14 protein-coding genes are annotated in these 20,019 nt (G+C 55.0%); 3 read left to right on the top strand and 11 right to left on the bottom strand.

Annotated features, from left to right (window positions below; translation table 11 throughout):
• Nucleotides 1-3: 3 nt before the first annotated feature.
• Nucleotides 4-1,074, top strand: coding sequence for a glycerophosphodiester phosphodiesterase (gene glpQ, locus OGY62_RS16625; RefSeq protein ID WP_286460301.1), 1,071 nt, complete (start codon nucleotides 4-6; stop codon nucleotides 1,072-1,074).
• Nucleotides 1,075-1,156: 82 nt separating this feature from the next.
• Here the strand turns inward: glpQ and yfaE are convergent, their stop codons facing one another.
• From yfaE to ubiG, 4 genes are all read right to left on the bottom strand, one after another.
• A complete protein-coding gene (yfaE, locus tag OGY62_RS16630; RefSeq protein ID WP_012131520.1) occupies nucleotides 1,157-1,411 on the bottom strand; it encodes a class I ribonucleotide reductase maintenance protein YfaE in 255 nt (84 codons plus the stop codon).
• Nucleotides 1,411-2,541 (bottom strand): class Ia ribonucleoside-diphosphate reductase subunit beta, encoded by a 1,131-nt coding sequence (nrdB, locus tag OGY62_RS16635; RefSeq protein WP_012131521.1) that lies wholly within the window; start codon nucleotides 2,539-2,541, stop codon nucleotides 1,411-1,413. The genes yfaE and nrdB overlap by 1 nt, the downstream gene beginning before the upstream one ends.
• Before the next feature lie 102 nt (nucleotides 2,542-2,643).
• Entirely contained in the window at nucleotides 2,644-4,929 is a 2,286-nt protein-coding gene (gene nrdA / locus OGY62_RS16640) for a class 1a ribonucleoside-diphosphate reductase subunit alpha (RefSeq protein ID WP_058667741.1), read from the bottom strand.
• 440 nt (nucleotides 4,930-5,369) lie between these two features.
• On the bottom strand, nucleotides 5,370-6,098 hold the full coding sequence (ubiG, locus tag OGY62_RS16645; protein ID WP_012131523.1) for a bifunctional 2-polyprenyl-6-hydroxyphenol methylase/3-demethylubiquinol 3-O-methyltransferase UbiG: 729 nt from the start codon (nucleotides 6,096-6,098) through the stop codon (nucleotides 5,370-5,372).
• Between the two features lie 159 nt (nucleotides 6,099-6,257).
• Here ubiG and gyrA point away from each other — a divergent pair, with 159 nt between their 5' ends.
• Nucleotides 6,258-8,894: a DNA topoisomerase (ATP-hydrolyzing) subunit A gene (gene gyrA / locus OGY62_RS16650; protein ID WP_047462381.1), complete on the top strand. Its 2,637-nt coding sequence runs from the start codon at nucleotides 6,258-6,260 to the stop codon at nucleotides 8,892-8,894.
• 108 nt (nucleotides 8,895-9,002) lie between these two features.
• Here the strand turns inward: gyrA and OGY62_RS16655 are convergent, their stop codons facing one another.
• The 6 genes from OGY62_RS16655 to atoS all read right to left on the bottom strand — a co-directional run bounded on the left by OGY62_RS16655 (nucleotide 9,003) and on the right by atoS (nucleotide 16,255).
• A complete protein-coding gene (locus OGY62_RS16655; protein ID WP_047462384.1) occupies nucleotides 9,003-10,187 on the bottom strand; it encodes an acetyl-CoA C-acetyltransferase in 1,185 nt (394 codons plus the stop codon).
• A 30-nt stretch (nucleotides 10,188-10,217) separates the two neighbouring features.
• Nucleotides 10,218-11,540: a TIGR00366 family protein gene (locus OGY62_RS16660; protein WP_286460302.1), complete on the bottom strand. Its 1,323-nt coding sequence runs from the start codon at nucleotides 11,538-11,540 to the stop codon at nucleotides 10,218-10,220.
• The gene (locus OGY62_RS16665) at nucleotides 11,537-12,187 is read right to left on the bottom strand and encodes a 3-oxoacid CoA-transferase subunit B (protein ID WP_012131528.1); all 651 of its coding nucleotides are present in this window, start codon (nucleotides 12,185-12,187) and stop codon (nucleotides 11,537-11,539) included. The genes OGY62_RS16660 and OGY62_RS16665 overlap by 4 nt, the downstream gene beginning before the upstream one ends.
• Nucleotides 12,187-12,849: an acetate CoA-transferase subunit alpha gene (gene atoD / locus OGY62_RS16670; protein ID WP_104868419.1), complete on the bottom strand. Its 663-nt coding sequence runs from the start codon at nucleotides 12,847-12,849 to the stop codon at nucleotides 12,187-12,189. The genes OGY62_RS16665 and atoD overlap by 1 nt, the downstream gene beginning before the upstream one ends.
• A 197-nt stretch (nucleotides 12,850-13,046) precedes the next feature.
• Nucleotides 13,047-14,432 carry an acetoacetate metabolism transcriptional regulator AtoC gene (atoC, locus tag OGY62_RS16675; protein ID WP_012131530.1) on the bottom strand — a complete coding sequence of 462 codons (1,386 nt, stop codon included), beginning with the start codon at nucleotides 14,430-14,432 and terminating at the stop codon, nucleotides 13,047-13,049.
• Nucleotides 14,429-16,255 (bottom strand): two-component system sensor histidine kinase AtoS, encoded by a 1,827-nt coding sequence (gene atoS / locus OGY62_RS16680; protein WP_114848241.1) that lies wholly within the window; start codon nucleotides 16,253-16,255, stop codon nucleotides 14,429-14,431. The genes atoC and atoS overlap by 4 nt, the downstream gene beginning before the upstream one ends.
• 168 nt (nucleotides 16,256-16,423) lie before the next feature.
• Here atoS and rcsC point away from each other — a divergent pair, with 168 nt between their 5' ends.
• Nucleotides 16,424-19,270 (top strand): two-component system sensor histidine kinase RcsC, encoded by a 2,847-nt coding sequence (rcsC, locus tag OGY62_RS16685; protein WP_047462396.1) that lies wholly within the window; start codon nucleotides 16,424-16,426, stop codon nucleotides 19,268-19,270.
• A 93-nt stretch (nucleotides 19,271-19,363) separates the two neighbouring features.
• On the opposite strand, the gene rcsB is transcribed toward rcsC, so the two are convergent.
• Nucleotides 19,364-20,014 carry a response regulator transcription factor RcsB gene (gene rcsB / locus OGY62_RS16690; protein ID WP_001061917.1) on the bottom strand — a complete coding sequence of 217 codons (651 nt, stop codon included), beginning with the start codon at nucleotides 20,012-20,014 and terminating at the stop codon, nucleotides 19,364-19,366.
• Nucleotides 20,015-20,019: the final 5 nt, after the last annotated feature.

The following is a 20,019-nucleotide window of genomic DNA, read 5'->3' on the forward strand; positions in this document are numbered from 1 at the left end:
TGAATGAAGACGACACTGAAAAATCTTAGCGTGGCATTGATGCTGGCGGGTATGGTTGTGAGCAGCGCGGCAATCGCTGCGGATAAAATCGTGATTGCGCACCGTGGCGCCAGCGGCTATCTGCCGGAGCACACACTGCCAGCGAAAGCGATGGCGTATGCGCAGGGCGCCGATTATCTGGAGCAGGATTTGGTGATGACGAAGGACGACCATCTGGTCGTCCTGCATGACCACTATCTTGACCGGGTTACCGACGTTGCCGAACGTTTTCCGAATCGCGCCCGCAAGGACGGGCGTTACTACGCCATTGATTTCACACTGGATGAAATTAAATCCCTGAAGTTCACCGAAGGTTTTGATATTGAGAACGGCAAGAAAGTACAGACTTACCCTGGCCGTTTCCCGATGGGAAAATCAGATTTCCGCGTGCATACCTTTGAGGAAGAGATTGAGTTTGTTCAGGGGCTGAATCATTCGACCGGAAAAAATATCGGTATTTATCCAGAAATTAAAGCGCCGTGGTTCCATCATCAGGAAGGGAAGGATATTGCGGCTAAGACGCTGGATGTGCTGAAAAAGTATGGTTATACCGGTAAAAAAGATAACGTTTATTTGCAGTGTTTCGATGCCGCGGAGCTGAAGCGCATTAAGAATGAGCTGGAACCGAAGAGGGGGATGGATCTCAATCTGGTGCAGTTGATTGCGTATACCGACTGGAATGAAACTCAGCAAAAACAGCCGGACGGCAGTTGGGTTAACTATAACTATGACTGGATGTTCAAGCCTGGCGCGATGAAAGAAATCGCCAGCTATGCTGACGGGATCGGCCCGGACTACCATATGCTGATTGATGAAAAATCGAAGGTCGGGCATATCACGCTGACCAGCATGGTGAAAGAGGCGCAGCAGAACAAGATGGTGGTACACCCTTACACCGTACGCGCCGATCAGCTTCCTGACTACGCCACGGATGTTAATCAGCTTTATGACATCCTGTATAACAAGGCGGGGGTGGATGGATTGTTCACCGATTTCCCGGATAAAGCGGTGGCGTTTTTGAAGGATAAGCACTAAAAAGCCGGGTGGCGGCTTCGCCTTACCCGGCCTGTGAACTGCGGTTTTGTAGGTCGGGTAAGCGTAGCGCCACCCGACAAGGCTACATCTCTATCTCAATATCGCCTTTTGCCCTGCAACAGCAGGGCAAAATTTCCCCTTCGCTGATAAAAGCCAGCGGTTCGGTCAGCCAGTCAACCTGGCCTGCAACCAGACGGCAGCGGCAGGAGCCGCAATAGCCCGCACGACACTGGTACTCCACTTCAACCTGATGCGCCTCAAGCGCCACCAGCAGAGAAGGGTGTTCTTCCCGACACAGCACTTCGGTGCCGGAAAGACGTAGCGTCACGCGTCCCATCAGAGCTGGAAGTTACTCAGATCGTCGGTATCAACTTCCGAGTCAATCTGGCCGACCAGGTAAGAACTGACTTCCACTTCCTGCGGCGCCACCTGGACGTTATCGGAAACCAGCCAGGTGTTGATCCACGGGATCGGGTTGGAGCGCGTCTGGAACGGCAGCTCCAGGCCGACCGCCTGCATACGGATATTGGTGATGTACTCGACGTACTGGCACAGAATATCTTTGTTCAGGCCGATCATGGAACCGTCGCGGAACAGGTAATCCGCCCACTCTTTTTCTTGCTGCGCGGCCTGTACAAACAGGTCATAGCACGCCTGCTTGCTCTCTTCGGCAATTTCCGCCATTTCTGGATCGTCTATGCCGCTACGCAGCAGGTTCAGCATATGCTGCGTGCCGGTCAGATGCAGCGCTTCGTCGCGGGCAATCAGACGGATGATTTTGGCGTTACCTTCCATCAGCTTACGTTCCGCGAAAGCGAAGGAGCAGGCGAAGCTGACGTAGAAACGAATCGCTTCCAGCGCGTTAACGCTCATCAGGCACAGGTAGAGCTGTTTTTTCAGCGCACGCAGGTTCACGGTGACGGTTTTGCCGTTCACGTTGTGCGTACCTTCCCCCAGCAGATGCCAGTAGCTGGTCATTTCAATCAGCTCATCGTAGTAGTGAGAAATGCCTTCCGCGCGCTTCTGAATTTGTTCGTTGGTGACGATGTCGTCAAATACCACCGCCGGATCGTTAACGATGTTGCGGATGATATGGGTATACGAGCGCGAGTGGATCGTCTCAGAAAACGCCCAGGTTTCTACCCAGGTTTCCAGCTCCGGGATGGAGATCAGCGGCAGTAATGCCACGTTCGGGCTACGCCCCTGAATGGAGTCCAGTAGCGTCTGGTACTTCAGGTTGCTGATGAAAATATGTTTTTCGTGTTCCGGCAATGACTGGAAATCGATACGATCGCGTGAAACGTCAACTTCTTCCGGGCGCCAGAAGAAGGAGAGTTGTTTTTCGATCAGTTTTTCGAAGATGTCATATTTTTGCTGGTCGTAGCGTGCCACGTTGACCGGCTGGCCAAAGAACATCGGCTCTTTGAGTTGGTCGTTTTTCGTCTGTGAAAAAGTGGTGTATGCCATTGAAGTGAGTCCTGTTGAGATTGTATCGCCCGGCGGCACTTCGTTTGCCGGGCCTACAAAACCGTAGGCCGGGTAAGCGTAGCGCTACCCGGCAAAAATAACTTAGATCTTACATGCGCCGCTTTCGCAGCCATCGTCCTGAATAGACGGCACCAGATCGTCCTGCGCATCTTCCGCACCGTCACGGGTGTTGTGATAGTACAGGGTTTTCACGCCAAATTTATAGGCGGTGAGCAGATCTTTCAGCAATTGCTGCATCGGTACTTTACCAGACGGGAAGCGCGTCGGATCGTAGTTGGTGTTAGCGGAAATCGCCTGGTCGATGAATTTCTGCATGATACCGACCAGTTGCAGGTAGCCGTCGTTGCTCGGCATTTCCCACAGCAGCTCATAGCGGTCTTTCAGCCCTTCGTAATCCGGCACCACCTGGCGCAGTACGCCATCTTTCGACGCTTTGATGCTGACATGGCCGCGCGGCGGTTCAATACCGTTAGTGGCGTTGGAGATCTGCGAAGAGGTCTCAGACGGCATCAGGGCGGAAAGCGTGGAGTTACGCAGACCGTGCGTTTTGATGGACTCACGAAGCGCTTCCCAGTTGTAGTGCAGCGCTTCGTTGGCGATCGCATCCAGATCTTTTTTGTAGGTGTCGATCGGCAGAATGCCCTGAGCATAAGTGGTTTCATTAAACCACGGGCATGCGCCTTGCTCTTTCGCCAGCTCGTTAGAGGCCTTCAGCAGATAGTACTGAATGGCTTCAAACGTTTTGTGCGTCAGGTTGTTCGCGCTGCCGTCAGAGTAACGCACGCCGTGTTTCGCCAGATAGTAAGCGTAGTTAATCACGCCGATACCCAGCGTACGGCGGCCCATTGCGCCGCGTTTAGCCGCCGGAATAGGGTAATCCTGGTAATCCAGCAGCGCATCCAGCGCGCGTACCGCCAGCACCGCCAGCTCTTCCAGTTCTTCCAGGCTGTTAATTGCGCCCAGGTTGAAGGCGGAAAGCGTACACAGCGCGATTTCACCGTTTTCGTCGTTAACGTCCATCAGCGGCTTGGTCGGCAGGGCGATTTCCAGGCACAGGTTGGACTGGCGCACCGGCGCAACCTGCGCATCAAACGGGCTGTGGGTGTTGCAGTGATCCACGTTCTGAATGTAGATACGGCCAGTTGATGCGCGTTCCTGCATCATCAGCGAGAACAGATCCACGGCTTTCACGCGCTGCTTACGAATGCTGTCGTCTTTTTCGTATTTGGTGTACAGACGCTCGAACTCGTCCTGATCGGCGAAGAAAGCGTCGTACAGACCCGGAACGTCGGACGGGCTGAACAGGGTGATGTCTTCACCTTTCAGCAGGCGGGTGTACATCAGCTTGTTGATCTGTACGCCGTAGTCCATGTGACGCACGCGGTTGCCTTCCACGCCGCGGTTGTTCTTCAGTACCAGCAGGCTTTCCACTTCCAGATGCCACATCGGGTAGAACAGCGTCGCCGCACCGCCGCGCACGCCGCCCTGAGAGCAGGATTTCACCGCCGTCTGGAAGTGTTTGTAGAACGGAATACAGCCGGTGTGGAACGCTTCGCCGCCGCGAATCGGGCTACCCAGCGCGCGAATACGACCGGCGTTGATGCCGATACCGGCACGCTGGGAGACGTATTTCACGATTGCGCTGGAGGTGGCGTTAATGGAGTCCAGGCTGTCGCCGCACTCGATCAGCACGCAGGAACTGAACTGACGAGTCGGGGTGCGCACGCCGGACATGATTGGCGTCGGCAGAGAAATTTTGAATGTAGAAACCGCATCGTAGAAACGTTTCACGTAGTCGAGACGGGTTTCACGCGGATAGTTAGAGAACAGGCAAGCGGCAACCAGAATATAAAGGAACTGCGCGCTTTCATAAATCTCGCCGGTTACACGGTTCTGTACCAGATATTTACCTTCCAGCTGCTTAACGGCAGCGTAGGAGAAGGTCATATCACGGTCGTGTACGATGAACGAATCCATCTGCTTGAACTCTTCTTCCGTGTAGTCTTCCAGCAGATGATTGTCGTATTTACCCAGCTCAACCATTTTCACCACATGATCGTAAAGCGCTGGCGGTTCGAACTCGCCGTAAGCCTTTTTACGCAGGTGGAAAATCGCCAGGCGCGCGGCCAGGTACTGATAATCCGGCGCATCGCGGGAGATCAGGTCGGCAGCGGCCTTAATGATGGTCTCATGGATATCGGACGTCTTGATGCCGTCGTAGAACTGGATATGAGAACGCAGTTCAACCTGGGAGATGGATACGTTATTCAGTCCTTCTGCCGCCCAATCCAGAACTCGATGGATTTTGTCGAGATTGATGCGTTCAGTACGACCATCACGCTTTGTCACCAGCAGACTCTGATTCATGTGGGTTTTACCTGTCCGTGAAAGAAAAAATATCCCCCGTTTATCCACAATGCCACGTTGTGACTAAGTCTGTGGATAAATACTATATATAGGGGGTAACTGATAAATGAAACGCTATATGGTGAGTATTCTAGTAGGGATTCTTTTCAGTACAAGAGTTGATTTTGAGGTTAAATTGAGGTTGCAAAAGGGTGATAATCGCTAAGTGCGCGTCTTATAAGGCCTGGAGGGCATGTCAATAATTCATAAAAAAAAATGAAAATTTGATCGAGTGCTGATTTCTTCATCTAAGGCAGGAAAAGTTCCTATGATCTGGCGCAAAAATTGCCCTGGCGATCCTACTCAGGATTGGTAGGCTATGCATAGGCCCGGCAAGCGCAGCGCCCCGGGCAAAATTGCCGGATGGCGGCGTAAACGCCTTATCCGGCCTACAGACGCAGTTAGTCAACTTGTGCGGTAGTGTGAACCATATAGTTAACATCAACGCCCGGCCCGAGTTTGAAGGTGTTGGTAATCGGGTTGTAGTGCAGCCCGGTCATGTGACGCTCTTTCAACACGGTCTGATCGACCCAGTTCAGCAACTCCGCAGGCTTAATAAATTTTTTCACATCGTGCGTGCCTTTCGGCACCATGCGTAAAATATACTCCGCCCCCACCACGGCCATCAGCCACGACTTGCCGTTGCGATTAAGGGTCGAGAAAAAGACTTCACCGCCCGGTTTAACTAATTGCGCACAGGCCCTGACGACCGATTGCGGGTCCGGTACGTGCTCCAGCATCTCCATACAGGTCACGACGTCGTACTGGTGCGCATGTTTCGCCGCATGCTCTTCAACCGTCTCCTGCACGTAATCAACCTGAATACCGCTTTCCAGCGCGTGCAGTTTCGCGACCTGCAAAGGCTCAAAGCCCATATCCAGGCCCGTTACCGTCGCACCTTCACGCGCCATGCTCTCAGCCAGAATGCCGCCGCCGCAGCCAACGTCGAGCACCTTTTTGCCGAACAGGCCGCCGGAACGCTCGGCAATGTAGCCCAGGCGCAGCGGGTTAATGCGGTGCAGAGGCTTAAATTCACCCTCAAGATCCCACCAGCGTGACGCGACAGCTTCAAATTTGGCGATTTCTTCGTGATCAACGTTATGCGTCACCGGGGGTTTTTCGGCATTCATTGGCGCTTTTACTCCTTATTTGGCAAGTCGCCTGAGTATATCAGCACGACGGGATGAATAAAGCCTCCGTAGAAGACCATTCCATTTACCTGTCTCATTGCGATTGTGTTATAATTTGCGACCTTTGAATCCGGGATACAGTAGAGGGATAGCGGTTAGATGAGCGACCTTGCGAGAGAAATTACACCGGTCAACATTGAGGAAGAGCTGAAGAGCTCTTATCTGGATTATGCGATGTCGGTCATTGTTGGCCGTGCGCTGCCGGATGTCCGAGATGGCCTGAAGCCGGTACACCGTCGCGTACTATACGCCATGAACGTATTGGGCAATGACTGGAATAAAGCCTATAAAAAATCTGCCCGTGTTGTTGGTGACGTAATCGGTAAATACCATCCTCATGGTGATTCCGCGGTGTACGACACTATCGTCCGTATGGCGCAGCCTTTCTCGCTGCGTTACATGCTGGTGGATGGTCAGGGCAACTTTGGTTCTATCGACGGCGACTCTGCCGCGGCAATGCGTTATACGGAAATCCGTCTGGCGAAGATTGCCCATGAACTGATGGCCGATCTCGAAAAAGAGACGGTGGATTTCGTTGACAACTATGACGGCACGGAAAAAATTCCTGACGTCATGCCGACCAAAATTCCTAACCTGCTGGTAAACGGCTCGTCCGGTATCGCGGTAGGTATGGCCACCAATATCCCGCCGCACAACCTGAAGGAAGTGATCAACGGTTGCCTGGCGTATATCGATGATGAAGACATCAGCATTGAAGGGCTGATGGAACACATTCCTGGCCCGGACTTCCCGACCGCCGCGATCATCAACGGTCGTCGCGGTATTGAAGAAGCCTATCGTACCGGTCGCGGAAAAGTGTACATTCGCGCTCGCGCGGAAGTGGAAGCTGACGCGAAAACCGGCCGCGAAACCATCATCGTTCATGAAATTCCGTACCAGGTGAACAAAGCGCGCCTGATCGAGAAAATCGCTGAACTGGTGAAAGACAAACGCGTTGAAGGCATCAGCGCGCTGCGCGACGAGTCTGATAAAGACGGGATGCGCATCGTGATTGAAGTGAAACGCGATGCCGTCGGGGAAGTGGTGCTTAACAACCTTTATTCCCAGACCCAGTTGCAGGTTTCTTTCGGTATCAACATGGTTGCGCTGCACCACGGCCAGCCGAAGATCATGAACCTGAAAGAGATCATTTCCGCGTTCGTGCGTCACCGCCGCGAAGTGGTGACGCGCCGTACTATTTTCGAACTGCGTAAAGCCCGCGATCGCGCGCATATCCTTGAAGCGCTGGCGATTGCGCTGGCGAACATCGATCCGATCATCGAGATGATCCGCCGTGCGCCAACGCCGGCAGAGGCAAAAGCGGCGTTAATCTCCCGTTCATGGGATCTGGGCAACGTGGCGTCTATGCTGGAACGCGCCGGTGATGATGCTGCCCGTCCTGAGTGGCTGGAGCCGGAGTTTGGCGTGCGTGATGGTCAGTATTACCTGACTGAACAACAGGCACAGGCGATTCTGGATCTGCGCTTGCAGAAACTGACCGGCCTGGAGCATGAAAAACTGCTCGACGAGTACAAAGAGCTGCTGGAACAGATCGCAGAACTGCTGCACATTCTGGGCAGCGCCGATCGTCTGATGGAAGTGATTCGCGAAGAGATGGAACTGATCCGCGATCAGTTTGGCGATGAGCGTCGCACTGAAATCACCGCTAACAGCGCCGATATTAATATCGAAGATCTGATCAGCCAGGAAGATGTGGTTGTAACGCTGTCTCACCAGGGTTACGTCAAATATCAGCCGCTGACCGATTACGAAGCGCAACGTCGTGGCGGGAAAGGTAAATCTGCCGCGCGTATAAAAGAAGAAGACTTCATCGACCGTCTGCTGGTGGCTAACACCCACGACACGATCCTCTGCTTCTCCAGCCGTGGCCGTCTGTACTGGATGAAGGTCTATCAGTTGCCGGAAGCGAGCCGTGGCGCGCGTGGCCGTCCGATCGTCAACCTGCTGCCGCTGGAAGCCGACGAACGTATCACCGCCATTCTGCCGGTACGCGAGTACGAAGAGGGCGTTAACGTCTTTATGGCGACCGCCAGCGGTACGGTGAAGAAAACGGCGCTGACCGAGTTCAGCCGTCCGCGTTCCGCCGGTATTATCGCGGTGAACCTGAACGAAGGCGACGAGCTGATCGGCGTGGATCTGACCTCCGGTTCCGACGAAGTCATGCTGTTCTCCGCTGCCGGTAAAGTGGTGCGCTTTAAAGAAGATGCCGTTCGTGCGATGGGTCGTACCGCGACCGGCGTACGTGGCATCAAACTGGCGGGCGAAGACAGCGTCGTTTCTCTGATTATTCCGCGTGGTGAAGGCGCTATCCTGACCGTGACGCAGAATGGTTACGGTAAACGTACGGCGGAAGGCGAATACCCAACCAAGTCTCGTGGCACGCAGGGCGTTATCTCCATTAAAGTCACCGAGCGCAACGGTTCCGTTGTTGGCGCGGTACAGGTGGATGATGCCGACCAGATCATGATGATCACCGATGCCGGTACGCTGGTTCGTACCCGCGTATCGGAAATCAGCGTCGTTGGCCGTAACACCCAGGGCGTAATCCTCATCCGCACGGCGGAAGATGAAAACGTGGTGGGTCTGCAACGTGTTGCTGAGCCGGTGGATGACGAGGAACTCGACTCCATCGACGGCAGCGTAGCGGAAGGGGACGAGGATATCGCCCCGGAAGCGGAAATCGATGACGATGCAGCGGATGACGCTGACGAGTAATTCGGCGTTGTGAATCGTGTGTGAAAGGAGGCCATTGCGCCTCCTTTTTTTTGCCGGATGGCGGCGTAAACGCCTTATCAGGCCGCCACCCGGCAAAGGCGCAAATCCTTAATTCATCCTTTCCACTATCATCGCAATACCCTGACCGCCGCCGATGCAGAGCGTGGCCAGCCCGAGCGTTTTATCGCGTGCAGAGAGGGCGTGCAGCAGCGTCACCAGAATACGCGCGCCGCTGGCGCCGATGGGGTGTCCCAGGGCGATAGCCCCACCGTTGACGTTCACCTTCTGCGGATCAAAACCGAGCGTCTTACCCACGGCAAGGAACTGTGCGGCAAACGCCTCGTTGGCTTCGATCAGATCGATATCCGAAAGCGTTAAACCGCTCAGTTGCAGCGCCTTTTGCGTGGCGGGAACCGGCCCCATCCCCATCAACGCGGGGGCGACGCCGCCGCTGGCATAGGCTTTGATACGAGCCAGTGGGGTCAGGCCCGCCGCCAGCGCTGCGGATTCTTCCATCACTACCAGCGCTGCCGCGCCGTCATTGATCCCAGAGGCGTTTCCTGCCGTTACCGTACCCGCCTTGTCGAAGGCCGGGCGTAATGCTGCAAGACCTTCCGCCGTTGAATCGGCTTTCGGAAACTCGTCGCGCTCAAACACCACGGTTTTCTTACGGGATGTGACGCTAACCGGCACAATTTCGGCCTGGAATGCGCCGGAATCAATAGCGGCAACGGCTTTGCGCTGTGAGAGCAGCGCCAGCTCATCCTGCATCTCCCGGCTGATGCCGTATTCCCGGGCGACGTTTTCTGCCGTGATCCCCATATGGTAGCCGTGAGTGGCGCAGATCAGACCGTCGCGCAGGATCACATCGGAGAGCTGTCCGTCGCCAAGACGATAGCCCCAGCGGGCCTTGGCATCCAGCAGATACGGCGCCTGGCTCATATTTTCCATACCGCCTGCGACAATCGCCTGTGCCTGTCCGGCCTGAATCGCCTGCGCGGCAAGCGCCACGCTTTTGAGGCCGGAGCCGCATACTTTGTTAACGGTAAAGCCGCAGACCGTCTCTGCGAGGCCGCTTTTGAGCAGTGCCTGACGCGCCGGGTTTTGCCCAAGACCAGCTTGTAGCACATTGCCCATAATCACTTCATCCACCCGTTGCGGGTCGAGCTGCGCGCGTTCAAGCGCCGCTTTAATCACGGTGGCGCCAAGGTCGATGGCGCTGGTGGTTGCCAGTGCGCCGTTAAAACTGCCGATTGCGGTACGTGCCGCGCTGACGATGACACAGTTTTTCATCTTCTGTTCCTTAAAAGTGCGTGGTTGCCGTCAGAAAAAGGTCAAACCGATGACAAAAATGATCCCGGAGAAGAGCAGGGCGGTGATGCAGTAGCCCATAATGTCGCGTACCCCGAGTCCGGCGATTGCCAGGGCGGGCAGCGCCCAGAATGGCTGCGCCATATTCATCCACTGCTCACCGTAGGCGATCGCCATGACTGACTTGCCGAGGTCCGCCCCCAGCGCCTGAGCCGCAGGCATGACGAATGGCCCCTGGATAACCCAGTGGCCGCCGCCTGATGGCACGGCAAAGTTAATCAGCGCAGAGCTGAAAAAGGTCATCACCGGGAAGGTGTCTTTGTTGGCGACGTTGATGAAGAATTCAGTGATAAGGCCACCGAGGCCGGAGTGTTCCATCATCAGTTGGATCCCGGCGTAGAAGGGGAACTGCACCAGAATACCGGCGGTACTGCGCGCTGCGGCGCTGATGGCGCGCATGTAGGCCATTGGCGTTTTGTGCAGCAGCAGACCGGCGATCATAAACATCAGATTGACGGTATTGATGGTGATGTTGAATCCCTTCTCGGCGAAGTAGAGCCCCAGATAGGCAATCCCTAATGCGCCAATGATCAGCGCGAGAATGCGGCTCTCTTCCAGTTTTTCCGACGGTGGCGCGTCAGCCGGCAGTTTCTTCTGAAAATCGGCTTCTTCCAGCAGCAGTTTCGGATCGATGCTGACCACGTCGGAGGGTTTTGGCGTCATCATTCGGGTAATAAACGGCATCACCACGATGAGGCCGAGCGTGATGAAAATATTGAACCCGGTGAACAGGGTGTCGCTAACCGGAATCAACCCCGCGACGTGTTCTACCGGGTTGTCTGGCGTTGCGGCCAGCAGGGGCATAGAGCCAGAGAAGCCGCCGCCCCAGGTGAGAAAACCGATATAGGCGCAGGCGATAAGCAGCGGATAATCGGAACCCGGCACGCGACGGGCCACTTCACGGGCAAACATTGCGCCGACCACCAGACCAAAGCCCCAGTTGATCACGCAGGCGACCGAGCCAAAGAAGGTCACCAGCATGACGCCCTGGGCGGGCGTCTTAGCGGCTGAAGCGGCGGTACGCAGCAGGCTTTTAACCGGACCGGAACTGGCCAGGGCGTGGCCCGTCACGATAATCAGCGCCATTTGCATACCGAAAGCCAGCAGGTTCCAGAAGCCGTCACCCCAGAACCTCACCATACTGACCGGCGTTTGCGGCGTCAGCCAGAGAGCGATCCCGAACGTCAGCAGGGTTAACAGCATTGCGAAGATCAGCGGATCAGGAAGCCAGCGGCTGACGACCCGCGTCATAAAACGTGAAATACGCCCAATCATGCGTCACCTCTCTGAATGACCAGATCGGCCGCAACCTCAAAGTGCGCTTCAGTTTTTGCCCGCAGGGTTTCCAAATCACACCCTTCGGCGATTTCTGTCAGCCACATCTTGCCGTCGATAAAGCGAAATACAGCCAGTTCGGTAACCAGCATATGCACCGCGTGCTGGGCGGTGAGCGGCATGGTGCACTGGCGCAGAATTTTCGCCGAGCCGTCTTTCGCGCAATGTTCCATTGCAATGATCACTTTGCGCGCGCCGGTGACCAGATCCATTGCGCCCCCCATGCCGGGAACCATTTTGCCGGGAACCACCCAGTTGGCGAGGTTTGCCTGCTCATCCACCTGTAGCCCGCCGAGTACGCAGGCGTCAACATGGCCCCCGCGAATCAATGCGAACGACATGGCGCTGTCGAACATTGCCGCACCGGGCAAAATGCCGCAGGGTTGACCGCCAGCGTTCACCAGATCCGGGTGGGCCGTCGTGACCGGCCCCAGTCCCAGAAAGCCGTTCTCAGATTGCAGGGTGATGTGAATGTCATCCGGCAGGTAGTTTGCGACCATCGTCGGCAAACCAATTCCCAGGTTAACCACGTCGCCATCATGCAGCTCTTGCGCCACGCGGCGCGCAATACGTTGTTTAGCATCCATTATTTGCTCTCCTGTGGAATAACGATGTGGTCGATAACAGCGCCAGGGGTGACAATCTGGTCAGGCAGTAGATCGCCTGTTTCAACCAGTTCGTCAGGCTCAACCAGGGTGATGTCTGCGGCGAGAGCAATGAGGGGGTTAAAATTACGGGCACTGAGCTGGTAGGTCAGGTTGCCGAGCGGGTCGGCGCAGTGGGCGCGAATAAGCGCCAGATCTGCACGCAGTGGACGCTCCAGCAGCCAGGTTTTGCCATCGAGCTGAAGCGTTTGCTTTCCCTCTTCAACCACGGTGCCGACGCCAGTCGGGGTCAGAAAACCGCCCAGCCCGGCGCCGCCGCAGCGGATTTGTTCAATCAGGGTGCCTTGCGGAACCAGTTGAACCTCCATCTCTTTGGCAATCATCCGCCGACCCGTTTCCGGGTTGGTGCCGATATGGGAGGCGATGACCTTGCGCACCCGGCCATTCACGATGAGCGGGCCGATGCCGGTATCGACAAATGCGGTATCGTTGGCGATCAACGTCAGGTCCCTGACACCGGATTCAAGTAAGGCTTCAACAAGGCGGGGCGGGGTGCCTACCCCCATAAAACCGCCAACCATGATGGTCATGCCGTCGCGAAAGAAGCCTGAGGCGTTCTGTAAGGTGATCAGTTTTGTTTTCATTATGTTTCCCTTTTGCATACTCCATTTTGGGTACGCAAAGGAAATAGCAAGCGGGATGCCAGGATTGATAAACCGAAAAGAGAAGGGTTAACCTGATGAATATAAAAATTAATTTTCACGGAAGGGGGATGAGAGGGCGTGAGGTGCTATGCAGAATTTTGCGCACTGTGCAAAATTCTGCATAGCAACTTCTGGTATCAGAGGCCTGCCGGATCGATGCCGTACTCCTGCAATTTGTACATCAACGCGCGTCGGCTGATGCCCAGCATTAACGCGGTGCGCGTGCGGTTTCCCTCCTGCTGCTCCAGAACTTCCATAATGATTCGGCGTTCTTCGCGTTTAATCTCTTCTTTCAGGTTCCGTTCACCGGGTTGGGCTGGCTTTATTCCGCTGGCGTGACTCACCGACTGGCGGAACTGGGTAGGGAGGTCTTCGGCAAAAATCACCGCCCCGGTGTTCATCACCACCGCGCGCTCAATCACATTGGATAATTCGCGGATATTACCGGGCCACGGCCAGGCGGTGAGAAGTGACATAGCGGAAGGGTCAATTTCAATAATATCCCGCTGGTTTTCTGAGCTGAATTTCTGCAAAAAGTGGTTGGCCAACAGGGGGATATCTTCCCGCCGCTCACGCAAAGGAGGAAGCGTCAGATGAATCACATTTAGCCGATAAAACAGATCTTCACGGAAGGTGCCTTCTTTCACCATTTCCTGCAAATTCCGGTTGGTGGCGGCGACAATGCGGATATCAACCTGAATGGTTTGATGCCCGCCAATGCGTTCAAACTCCCTCTCCTGGAGGATTCGCAGCAGCTTAGCCTGTAACACCAGCGGCATTTCGCCTATTTCGTCCAGCAGCAGCGTTCCCTGATGAGCGCGCTCAAACAGTCCCTGGCGTCGCGTTTGTGCGCCGGTAAACGCCCCTTTTTCGTGGCCGAACAGTTCGCTTTCCAGCAGTGATTCCGGCAGCGCCGCACAGTTAATCTTGATGAAGGGGCCGTTTGCCCGGCGTGAGTTATAGTGAATGGCGCGGGCGATCAACTCTTTTCCAGTGCCGCTTTCGCCGCTAATGAGCACGTTGGCCTGGGAAAGCGCGATTTTCGCGGTATCTTTGCAGATATCCATCATCCCCGGACTGTTGGTCAGGATATGTCCCCATTGCCAGCTGGTGCTCAGCGCCTGATGCAGGCTGCGGATCTCCTGTTTCATGGCCTGGAGCTGCAAGGCCCGCTGAATCAATAAGTTCAGTTCATCGAGGTCGAACGGTTTAATCACATAATCAAATGCGCCGCTGCGCAGTGCTTCTACGGCGGTTTCCACTTCAGCGTAGGCTGTCATCAGAATAATGGGGACCCGTGGATGCTGCGCGCGCATCACTTTCAGCGCTTCAATGCCGTTCATCTCCGGCATGCGGATGTCCATCAGCACCACGTCGGGCGGCGCGTCGGCAAAATGTTGCAGTGCTGTCTGACCGTTACTGGCGCACTGGGTTTCATGCCCTTGCAGCGAAAACGCGGTGGCGAGCATACGGCGAACATTATCTTCGTCATCAACGATGAGAATACGGTAGCGAGTTTTCATTCTGACGAGGTTTCCTGCGGGTTAATCGGTAAAATAAGGGTAAAGGTCGCGCCGCATCCGGGCATACTGGTAACGTATATGTCGCCCTGATGCGCATTGATAATGCGCTGACTTAACGCCAGCCCGAGGCCGGTTCCTGACGCTTTGGTGGTGAAGAACGGATCAAAGATTTTTTTCTGCAAAGCGACGTCAATACCGCAGCCATTATCTTCAATGGCGATCGCCAGATGCGTGGTCGTGTAGCGCCAGGTTCGGATACGAATTTCGCCGCGCGCGCCTATCGCCTGCACCGCGTTGATAAGCATGTTCAGGAGCACCTGTTTGAGCAGTTCGCGATCGGCGACGATCGTGGGCAATGCGGCGTTGAATTCCGTGTTGAAGTTGATTCGCGCCTGCACCCCGGAAGTCTGCACCAGGATCAACGCCTCCTCGATCAGCGTATTAATGGATACCTGCTGCCACTGACTTTGTCGTGGTCGGGAGAAGTCCAATAGTTGCTGGATGACTTTATTAATAGAATCAATTTCTTTCAGTACGACGGACAGGTACTCCTGATGTACAGGCAGATTGATTTGCTGGCGAATAATCTGCACATAACCCCGGATGGCGGTGAGCGGGTTGCGCACTTCATGCGCCACGCCTGCCATCAGTTCACCCAGCGTGGCGAGTCTCTCCGTTTGCGCCAGACGGCGCTGCGCCTCTTTACGGGCGGTTAAATCGGAAAACATCACCAGCGCGCCAATCAACTCACCGTCAGCGTTATGAATACGACTGGTGGTGACGCTGAGTTCAATTGTCCGGTCACGCGCGGGGAAGCTGACTTCCTGAGCCAGATGTTCGGTGCCGTTCTCCAGAGTGTCAAGCACAGGGCTGGAGAAATGAGGATCGGCGAACAGCGTTGAGTAGGGGCGCCCGGCCAGTTCATGCAGCGTATAACCCGTGATGGTCTCTGCGGCAGGGTTCATCGTGGTGACATTACCTTGTCTGTCGATCGCGATAACCCCATCGGCGGCGTTCTCAATAATCAGATCGTTCAGCGTCTTGGTTTCCCGCAGTGTCTGCGCCAGAGCGTTGACGCTGCGGCTGATTTGCCCCAGTTCACCGGGGAGATCGGGTAACTGGGCCGGCGTTTTCTGCGCAAGAGTAGGCAAGCCTTCAGTGATGATATCGATATTGGCGCTCAGACGGCGTGAGAAGAGAATGATCAGTAACAGGCTGCTGATAAGCCCCGCCGCCAGAACGGCAATAATACGAACATCCATTTTCCAGGCCTGTCGGCGAATATCTTCGGTCAACTCATTCGCCCAGATATAACCAATGACCTCGCCATGCCGCGCTATCGGAATCATTGAGTTGAGGATATCGCCGCGCACCTGCCGGCCTGAAAATACCACCGGGGCGTTGGTACTCATGACCTCCCGGCCAGGATGATCGGGAGCGATAGTGACCCCGACGTTGTTCTGATACAGTGCCGAAGGAGCGTAGGTGATAATGGCGTCCAGCGCCTTATTGTAATAGCCCGCGCCAATTCCCGGAAACGCGCGGGTGATACGCTCAGTGACCGGTGATAACTGCGCATTCAGCGCGCGGATACGCTCATCGCGCGGCAGATTTTCATGCTGGTTGAAGCTGTCGCCCAGCGCTTCATCAAGCAGATGCACGACAGCCGATAATTTTTTCTCTTTTTCAGATAAGACCGCTGATCGGCCTTCGGTTTCTACGATATAACCAATAGAGAGCGTCGGCACGATGACCATCAGGATAGCCATCAGTATCATTTGATTGCGTAAGCGTCGCGGGTAAAGCCGTCTCAGGTAGCGCATGCTGACATCCGTGTGGTCTTTATCAGGCAAACGCCGATTATCGGGGGTTGAGGCGCAGGTTTCTCAGCGGTATATCATATTCCCGCAAAGAGAGGGCATTGCGACGTCGGGCATTTACCGCTACCTTAACCACACTCTATTTATCGCCTGAGGCGGAGCTTCGCCCCTTTGAAATACCTTGCTTCCTTTCGTACAACCCTGAAAGTTTCGCGCTACCTGTTCAGAGCGTTGGCGTTACTGATCTGGCTGCTGATCGCTTTTGCTTCGGTGTTTTACATCGTTAATGCGCTGCATCAGAGAGAGTCTGAAATCCGTCAGGAATTCAATCTCAGTTCCGACCAGGCGCAGCGCTATATTCAGCGCACGTCTGACGTAATGAAAGAACTCAAATACATTGCCGAGAATCGCTTAACGGCGGAAAACGGCGTGATGTCCAGCCGGGCGCGCGACGATAAAACCGTGGTGCCCAATTTTGAGCCGCTGTTTGCCGACTCCGACTGTGCGGCAATGGGGAATGCCTGGCGCGGGTCGCTGGAGTCGCTGGCCTGGTTTATGCGCTACTGGCGCGACAATTTTTCTGCGGCCTACGATCTGAATCGTGTTTTCCTGATTGGCAGCGACAATCTCTGTATGGCGAATTTCGGCCTGCGCGATATGCCGGTCGAACGTGATAATGCGCTGAAAACGCTGCATGAGCGCATTGTTAAGTACCGCAATGCCCCGCAGGAAGAAAGCGGGAATAACCTTTTCTGGATTAGCCAGGGGCCGCGCCCCGGCATCGGCTATTTTTATGCCCTGACGCCGGTTTATCTGGCCAACCGCTTGCAGGCGCTGCTGGGCGTCGAGCAGTCCATTCGGATGGAGAACTTTTTCACGCCGGGAAGTTTGCCTATGGGGGTGACGATCCTCGATGAAAATGGTCATCCGCTGATTTCGCTAACCGGGCCGGAAAGCAACATCAGGCCGGAACCCCGCTGGATGCAGGAGCGCTCCTGGTTTGGCTACACGCCAGGGTTCCGTGAGCTGGTTCTGAAGAAAAGCCTGCCGCCATCGTCGCTCAGCATTGTCTACTCCGTACCGGTCGATCTGGTGCTGGAGCATATTCGAATGCTGATTCTGAATGCTATTCTGCTGAATGTGCTGGTGGGCGCCGCCTTGTTCACGCTGGCGCGCATGTATGAACGGCGTATCTTTATTCCGGCGGAAAGCGATGCTCAGCGGCTGGAAGAGCATGAGCAGTTTAACCGGAAAATCGTCGCTTCCGCGCCGGTGGGGATTTGCATCCTGCGTACCATTGACGGGGTCAATATTCTCAGTAATGAACTGGCGCATACCTACCTCAATATGCTCACCCATGAGGACCGGCAAAGGCTGACGCAAATTATCTGTGGTCAGCAGGTTAACTTCGTCGATGTGTTGACCAGCAACAATACCAATCTGCAAATCAGCTTTGTCCATTCGCGCTATCGTAATGAAAACGTGGCGATTTGCGTGCTGGTGGATGTGAGCGCGCGCGTCAAAATGGAAGAGTCGTTGCAGGAGATGGCGCAGGCGGCGGAGCAGGCGAGCCAGTCCAAATCAATGTTCCTTGCGACCGTGAGCCACGAGCTGCGCACGCCGCTGTACGGGATTATCGGTAACCTCGATCTGCTGCAAACCAAAGCGCTGCCGAAGGGGGTCGACAGGCTGGTTACGGCGATGAACAACTCCTCCAGCCTGCTGCTGAAAATCATCAGCGATATTCTCGACTTCTCAAAAATCGAATCCGAGCAGTTGAAGATTGAACCGCGTGAGTTCTCGCCGCGTGAGGTGATGAACCATATTACGGCCAACTATTTACCGCTGGTGGTGAGAAAACAGCTTGGCCTGTACTGCTTTATTGAACCGGATGTACCGGTTGCGCTGAACGGCGACCCGATGCGTCTGCAACAGGTGATTTCTAACCTGCTGAGTAACGCCATCAAATTTACCGATACCGGTTGTATTGTGCTGCATGTGCAGTGTGATGGCGATTATCTCAGTATTCAGGTACGCGATACCGGCGTGGGGATTCCGGCGAAAGAGGTTGTGCGTTTGTTCGATCCTTTCTTCCAGGTGGGAACCGGCGTGCAGCGTAATTTCCAGGGAACCGGCCTGGGGCTGGCGATTTGTGAAAAACTGATCAGCATGATGGATGGGGATATCTCCGTCGATTCAGAGCCCGGGATGGGCAGCCAGTTTACGTTACGCATTCCACTTTATGGCGCGCAGTACCCGCAGAAAAAAGGCGTCGAAGGGCTGGCTCAAACGCGTTGCTGGCTGGCGGTACGCAACGCGTCGCTGTGTCATTTTATTGAGTCCAGCCTGGCGCGAAGCGGTGTCGATGTGCTTCGTTACGAAGGGCAAAAACCGGCGCCGGAAGATATTCTGATTACGGACGATGTGCTGGAGCTGGCATGGCAGGGGCGTGCGGCGGTTGTTTTCAGTCGCCGCCATATTGGTATTCCGCAGGAAAGAGCGCCGGGCGAGTGGGTACACAGCGTGGCGTCGCCGCATGAATTGCCTGCGCTGCTGGCGCGGATTTACAGTATTGAGCTTGATAACGACGCGCTTGCAACGGCGCTGCCTGCGCCGGATAAAACCGACGCGACGAATGACGACATGATGATCCTCGTGGTGGACGATCATCCGATCAACCGTCGTTTGCTGGCCGATCAGTTGGGATCGCTGGGGTATCAATGCAAGACCGCGAATGACGGCGTCGATGCGTTGAACGTGCTGAGTAAAAACCATATTGATATCGTGCTGAGCGACGTCAACATGCCGAATATGGACGGCTACCGTCTGACGCAGCGCATTCGCCAGCTAGGGTTGACGTTGCCGGTGGTCGGCGTCACGGCTAACGCGCTGGCGGAAGAGAAACAGCGTTGTCTGGAGTCCGGTATGGATAGCTGCCTGTCCAAGCCGGTGACGTTAGATGTGCTTAAGCAGACGCTGGCGGTGTATGCGGAGCGGGTGAGAAAGACGCGGGCATAAAAAAGGCCGGATGGCGGTTTCGCCTTCTCCGGCCTACTGCGGTCATCAACGTCGGCCTGATAAGCGCAACGCCATCAGGCACCTGACGTTTGATCAGTCTTTGTCCGCCGGGCTCAGCGTGACGGAAGAGAGGTAATTCAGCAGCGCGATATCGTTTTCGACGCCCAGCTTCATCATCGCCGATTTTTTCTGGCTACTGATGGTCTTAATGCTGCGGTTCAGTTTCTTGGCGATTTCCGTCACCAGGAAACCTTCTGCGAACAGACGCAGGACTTCACTCTCTTTCGGAGACAGACGTTTGTCGCCATAACCGCCCGCGCTGATTTTCTCCAGCAGGCGGGAGACGCTTTCCGGGGTAAACTTCTTGCCCTTTTGCAGCGCGGCCAGCGCTTTAGGCAAGTCAGTCGGCGCGCCTTGTTTCAGCACAATCCCCTCAATGTCGAGATCCAGCACCGCGCTCAGAATTGCCGGGTTGTTGTTCATCGTCAGAACGATGATCGACAGGCTCGGGAAATGACGTTTAATGTATTTGATGAGGGTAATCCCGTCACCGTATTTATCTCCCGGCATGGAGAGGTCGGTAATCAACACATGCGCATCTAATTTAGGCAGGTTGTTGATCAGTGCTGTGGAATCTTCAAACTCGCCGACAACATTCACCCACTCGATTTGTTCAAGTGATTTGCGAATACCGAACAGTACAATCGGATGGTCATCGGCAATAATTACGTTCATATTGTTCATGTATT

The organism is Citrobacter sp. CK198 (assembly GCF_030333295.1).
GTDB lineage: Bacteria > Pseudomonadota > Gammaproteobacteria > Enterobacterales > Enterobacteriaceae > Citrobacter_B > Citrobacter_B koseri.

What these genes read in the sequence shown, in the direction of transcription:
- yfaE (WP_012131520.1), bottom strand. Translation starts at nt 1,411, where the DNA reads ATGGGACGCGTGACGCTACGTCTTTCCGGCACCGAAGTGCTGTGTCGG.
- OGY62_RS16665 (WP_012131528.1), bottom strand. Translation starts at nt 12,187, where the DNA reads ATGGATGCTAAACAACGTATTGCGCGCCGCGTGGCGCAAGAGCTGCAT.
- gyrA (WP_047462381.1), top strand. Translation starts at nt 6,258, where the DNA reads ATGAGCGACCTTGCGAGAGAAATTACACCGGTCAACATTGAGGAAGAG.
- nrdB (WP_012131521.1), bottom strand. Translation starts at nt 2,541, where the DNA reads ATGGCATACACCACTTTTTCACAGACGAAAAACGACCAACTCAAAGAG.
- nrdA (WP_058667741.1), bottom strand. Translation starts at nt 4,929, where the DNA reads ATGAATCAGAGTCTGCTGGTGACAAAGCGTGATGGTCGTACTGAACGC.
- OGY62_RS16660 (WP_286460302.1), bottom strand. Translation starts at nt 11,540, where the DNA reads ATGATTGGGCGTATTTCACGTTTTATGACGCGGGTCGTCAGCCGCTGG.
- rcsB (WP_001061917.1), bottom strand. Translation starts at nt 20,014, where the DNA reads ATGAACAATATGAACGTAATTATTGCCGATGACCATCCGATTGTACTG.
- OGY62_RS16655 (WP_047462384.1), bottom strand. Translation starts at nt 10,187, where the DNA reads ATGAAAAACTGTGTCATCGTCAGCGCGGCACGTACCGCAATCGGCAGT.
- glpQ (WP_286460301.1), top strand. Translation starts at nt 4, where the DNA reads ATGAAGACGACACTGAAAAATCTTAGCGTGGCATTGATGCTGGCGGGT.
- atoD (WP_104868419.1), bottom strand. Translation starts at nt 12,849, where the DNA reads ATGAAAACAAAACTGATCACCTTACAGAACGCCTCAGGCTTCTTTCGC.
- ubiG (WP_012131523.1), bottom strand. Translation starts at nt 6,098, where the DNA reads ATGAATGCCGAAAAACCCCCGGTGACGCATAACGTTGATCACGAAGAA.
- atoS (WP_114848241.1), bottom strand. Translation starts at nt 16,255, where the DNA reads ATGCGCTACCTGAGACGGCTTTACCCGCGACGCTTACGCAATCAAATG.
- atoC (WP_012131530.1), bottom strand. Translation starts at nt 14,432, where the DNA reads ATGAAAACTCGCTACCGTATTCTCATCGTTGATGACGAAGATAATGTT.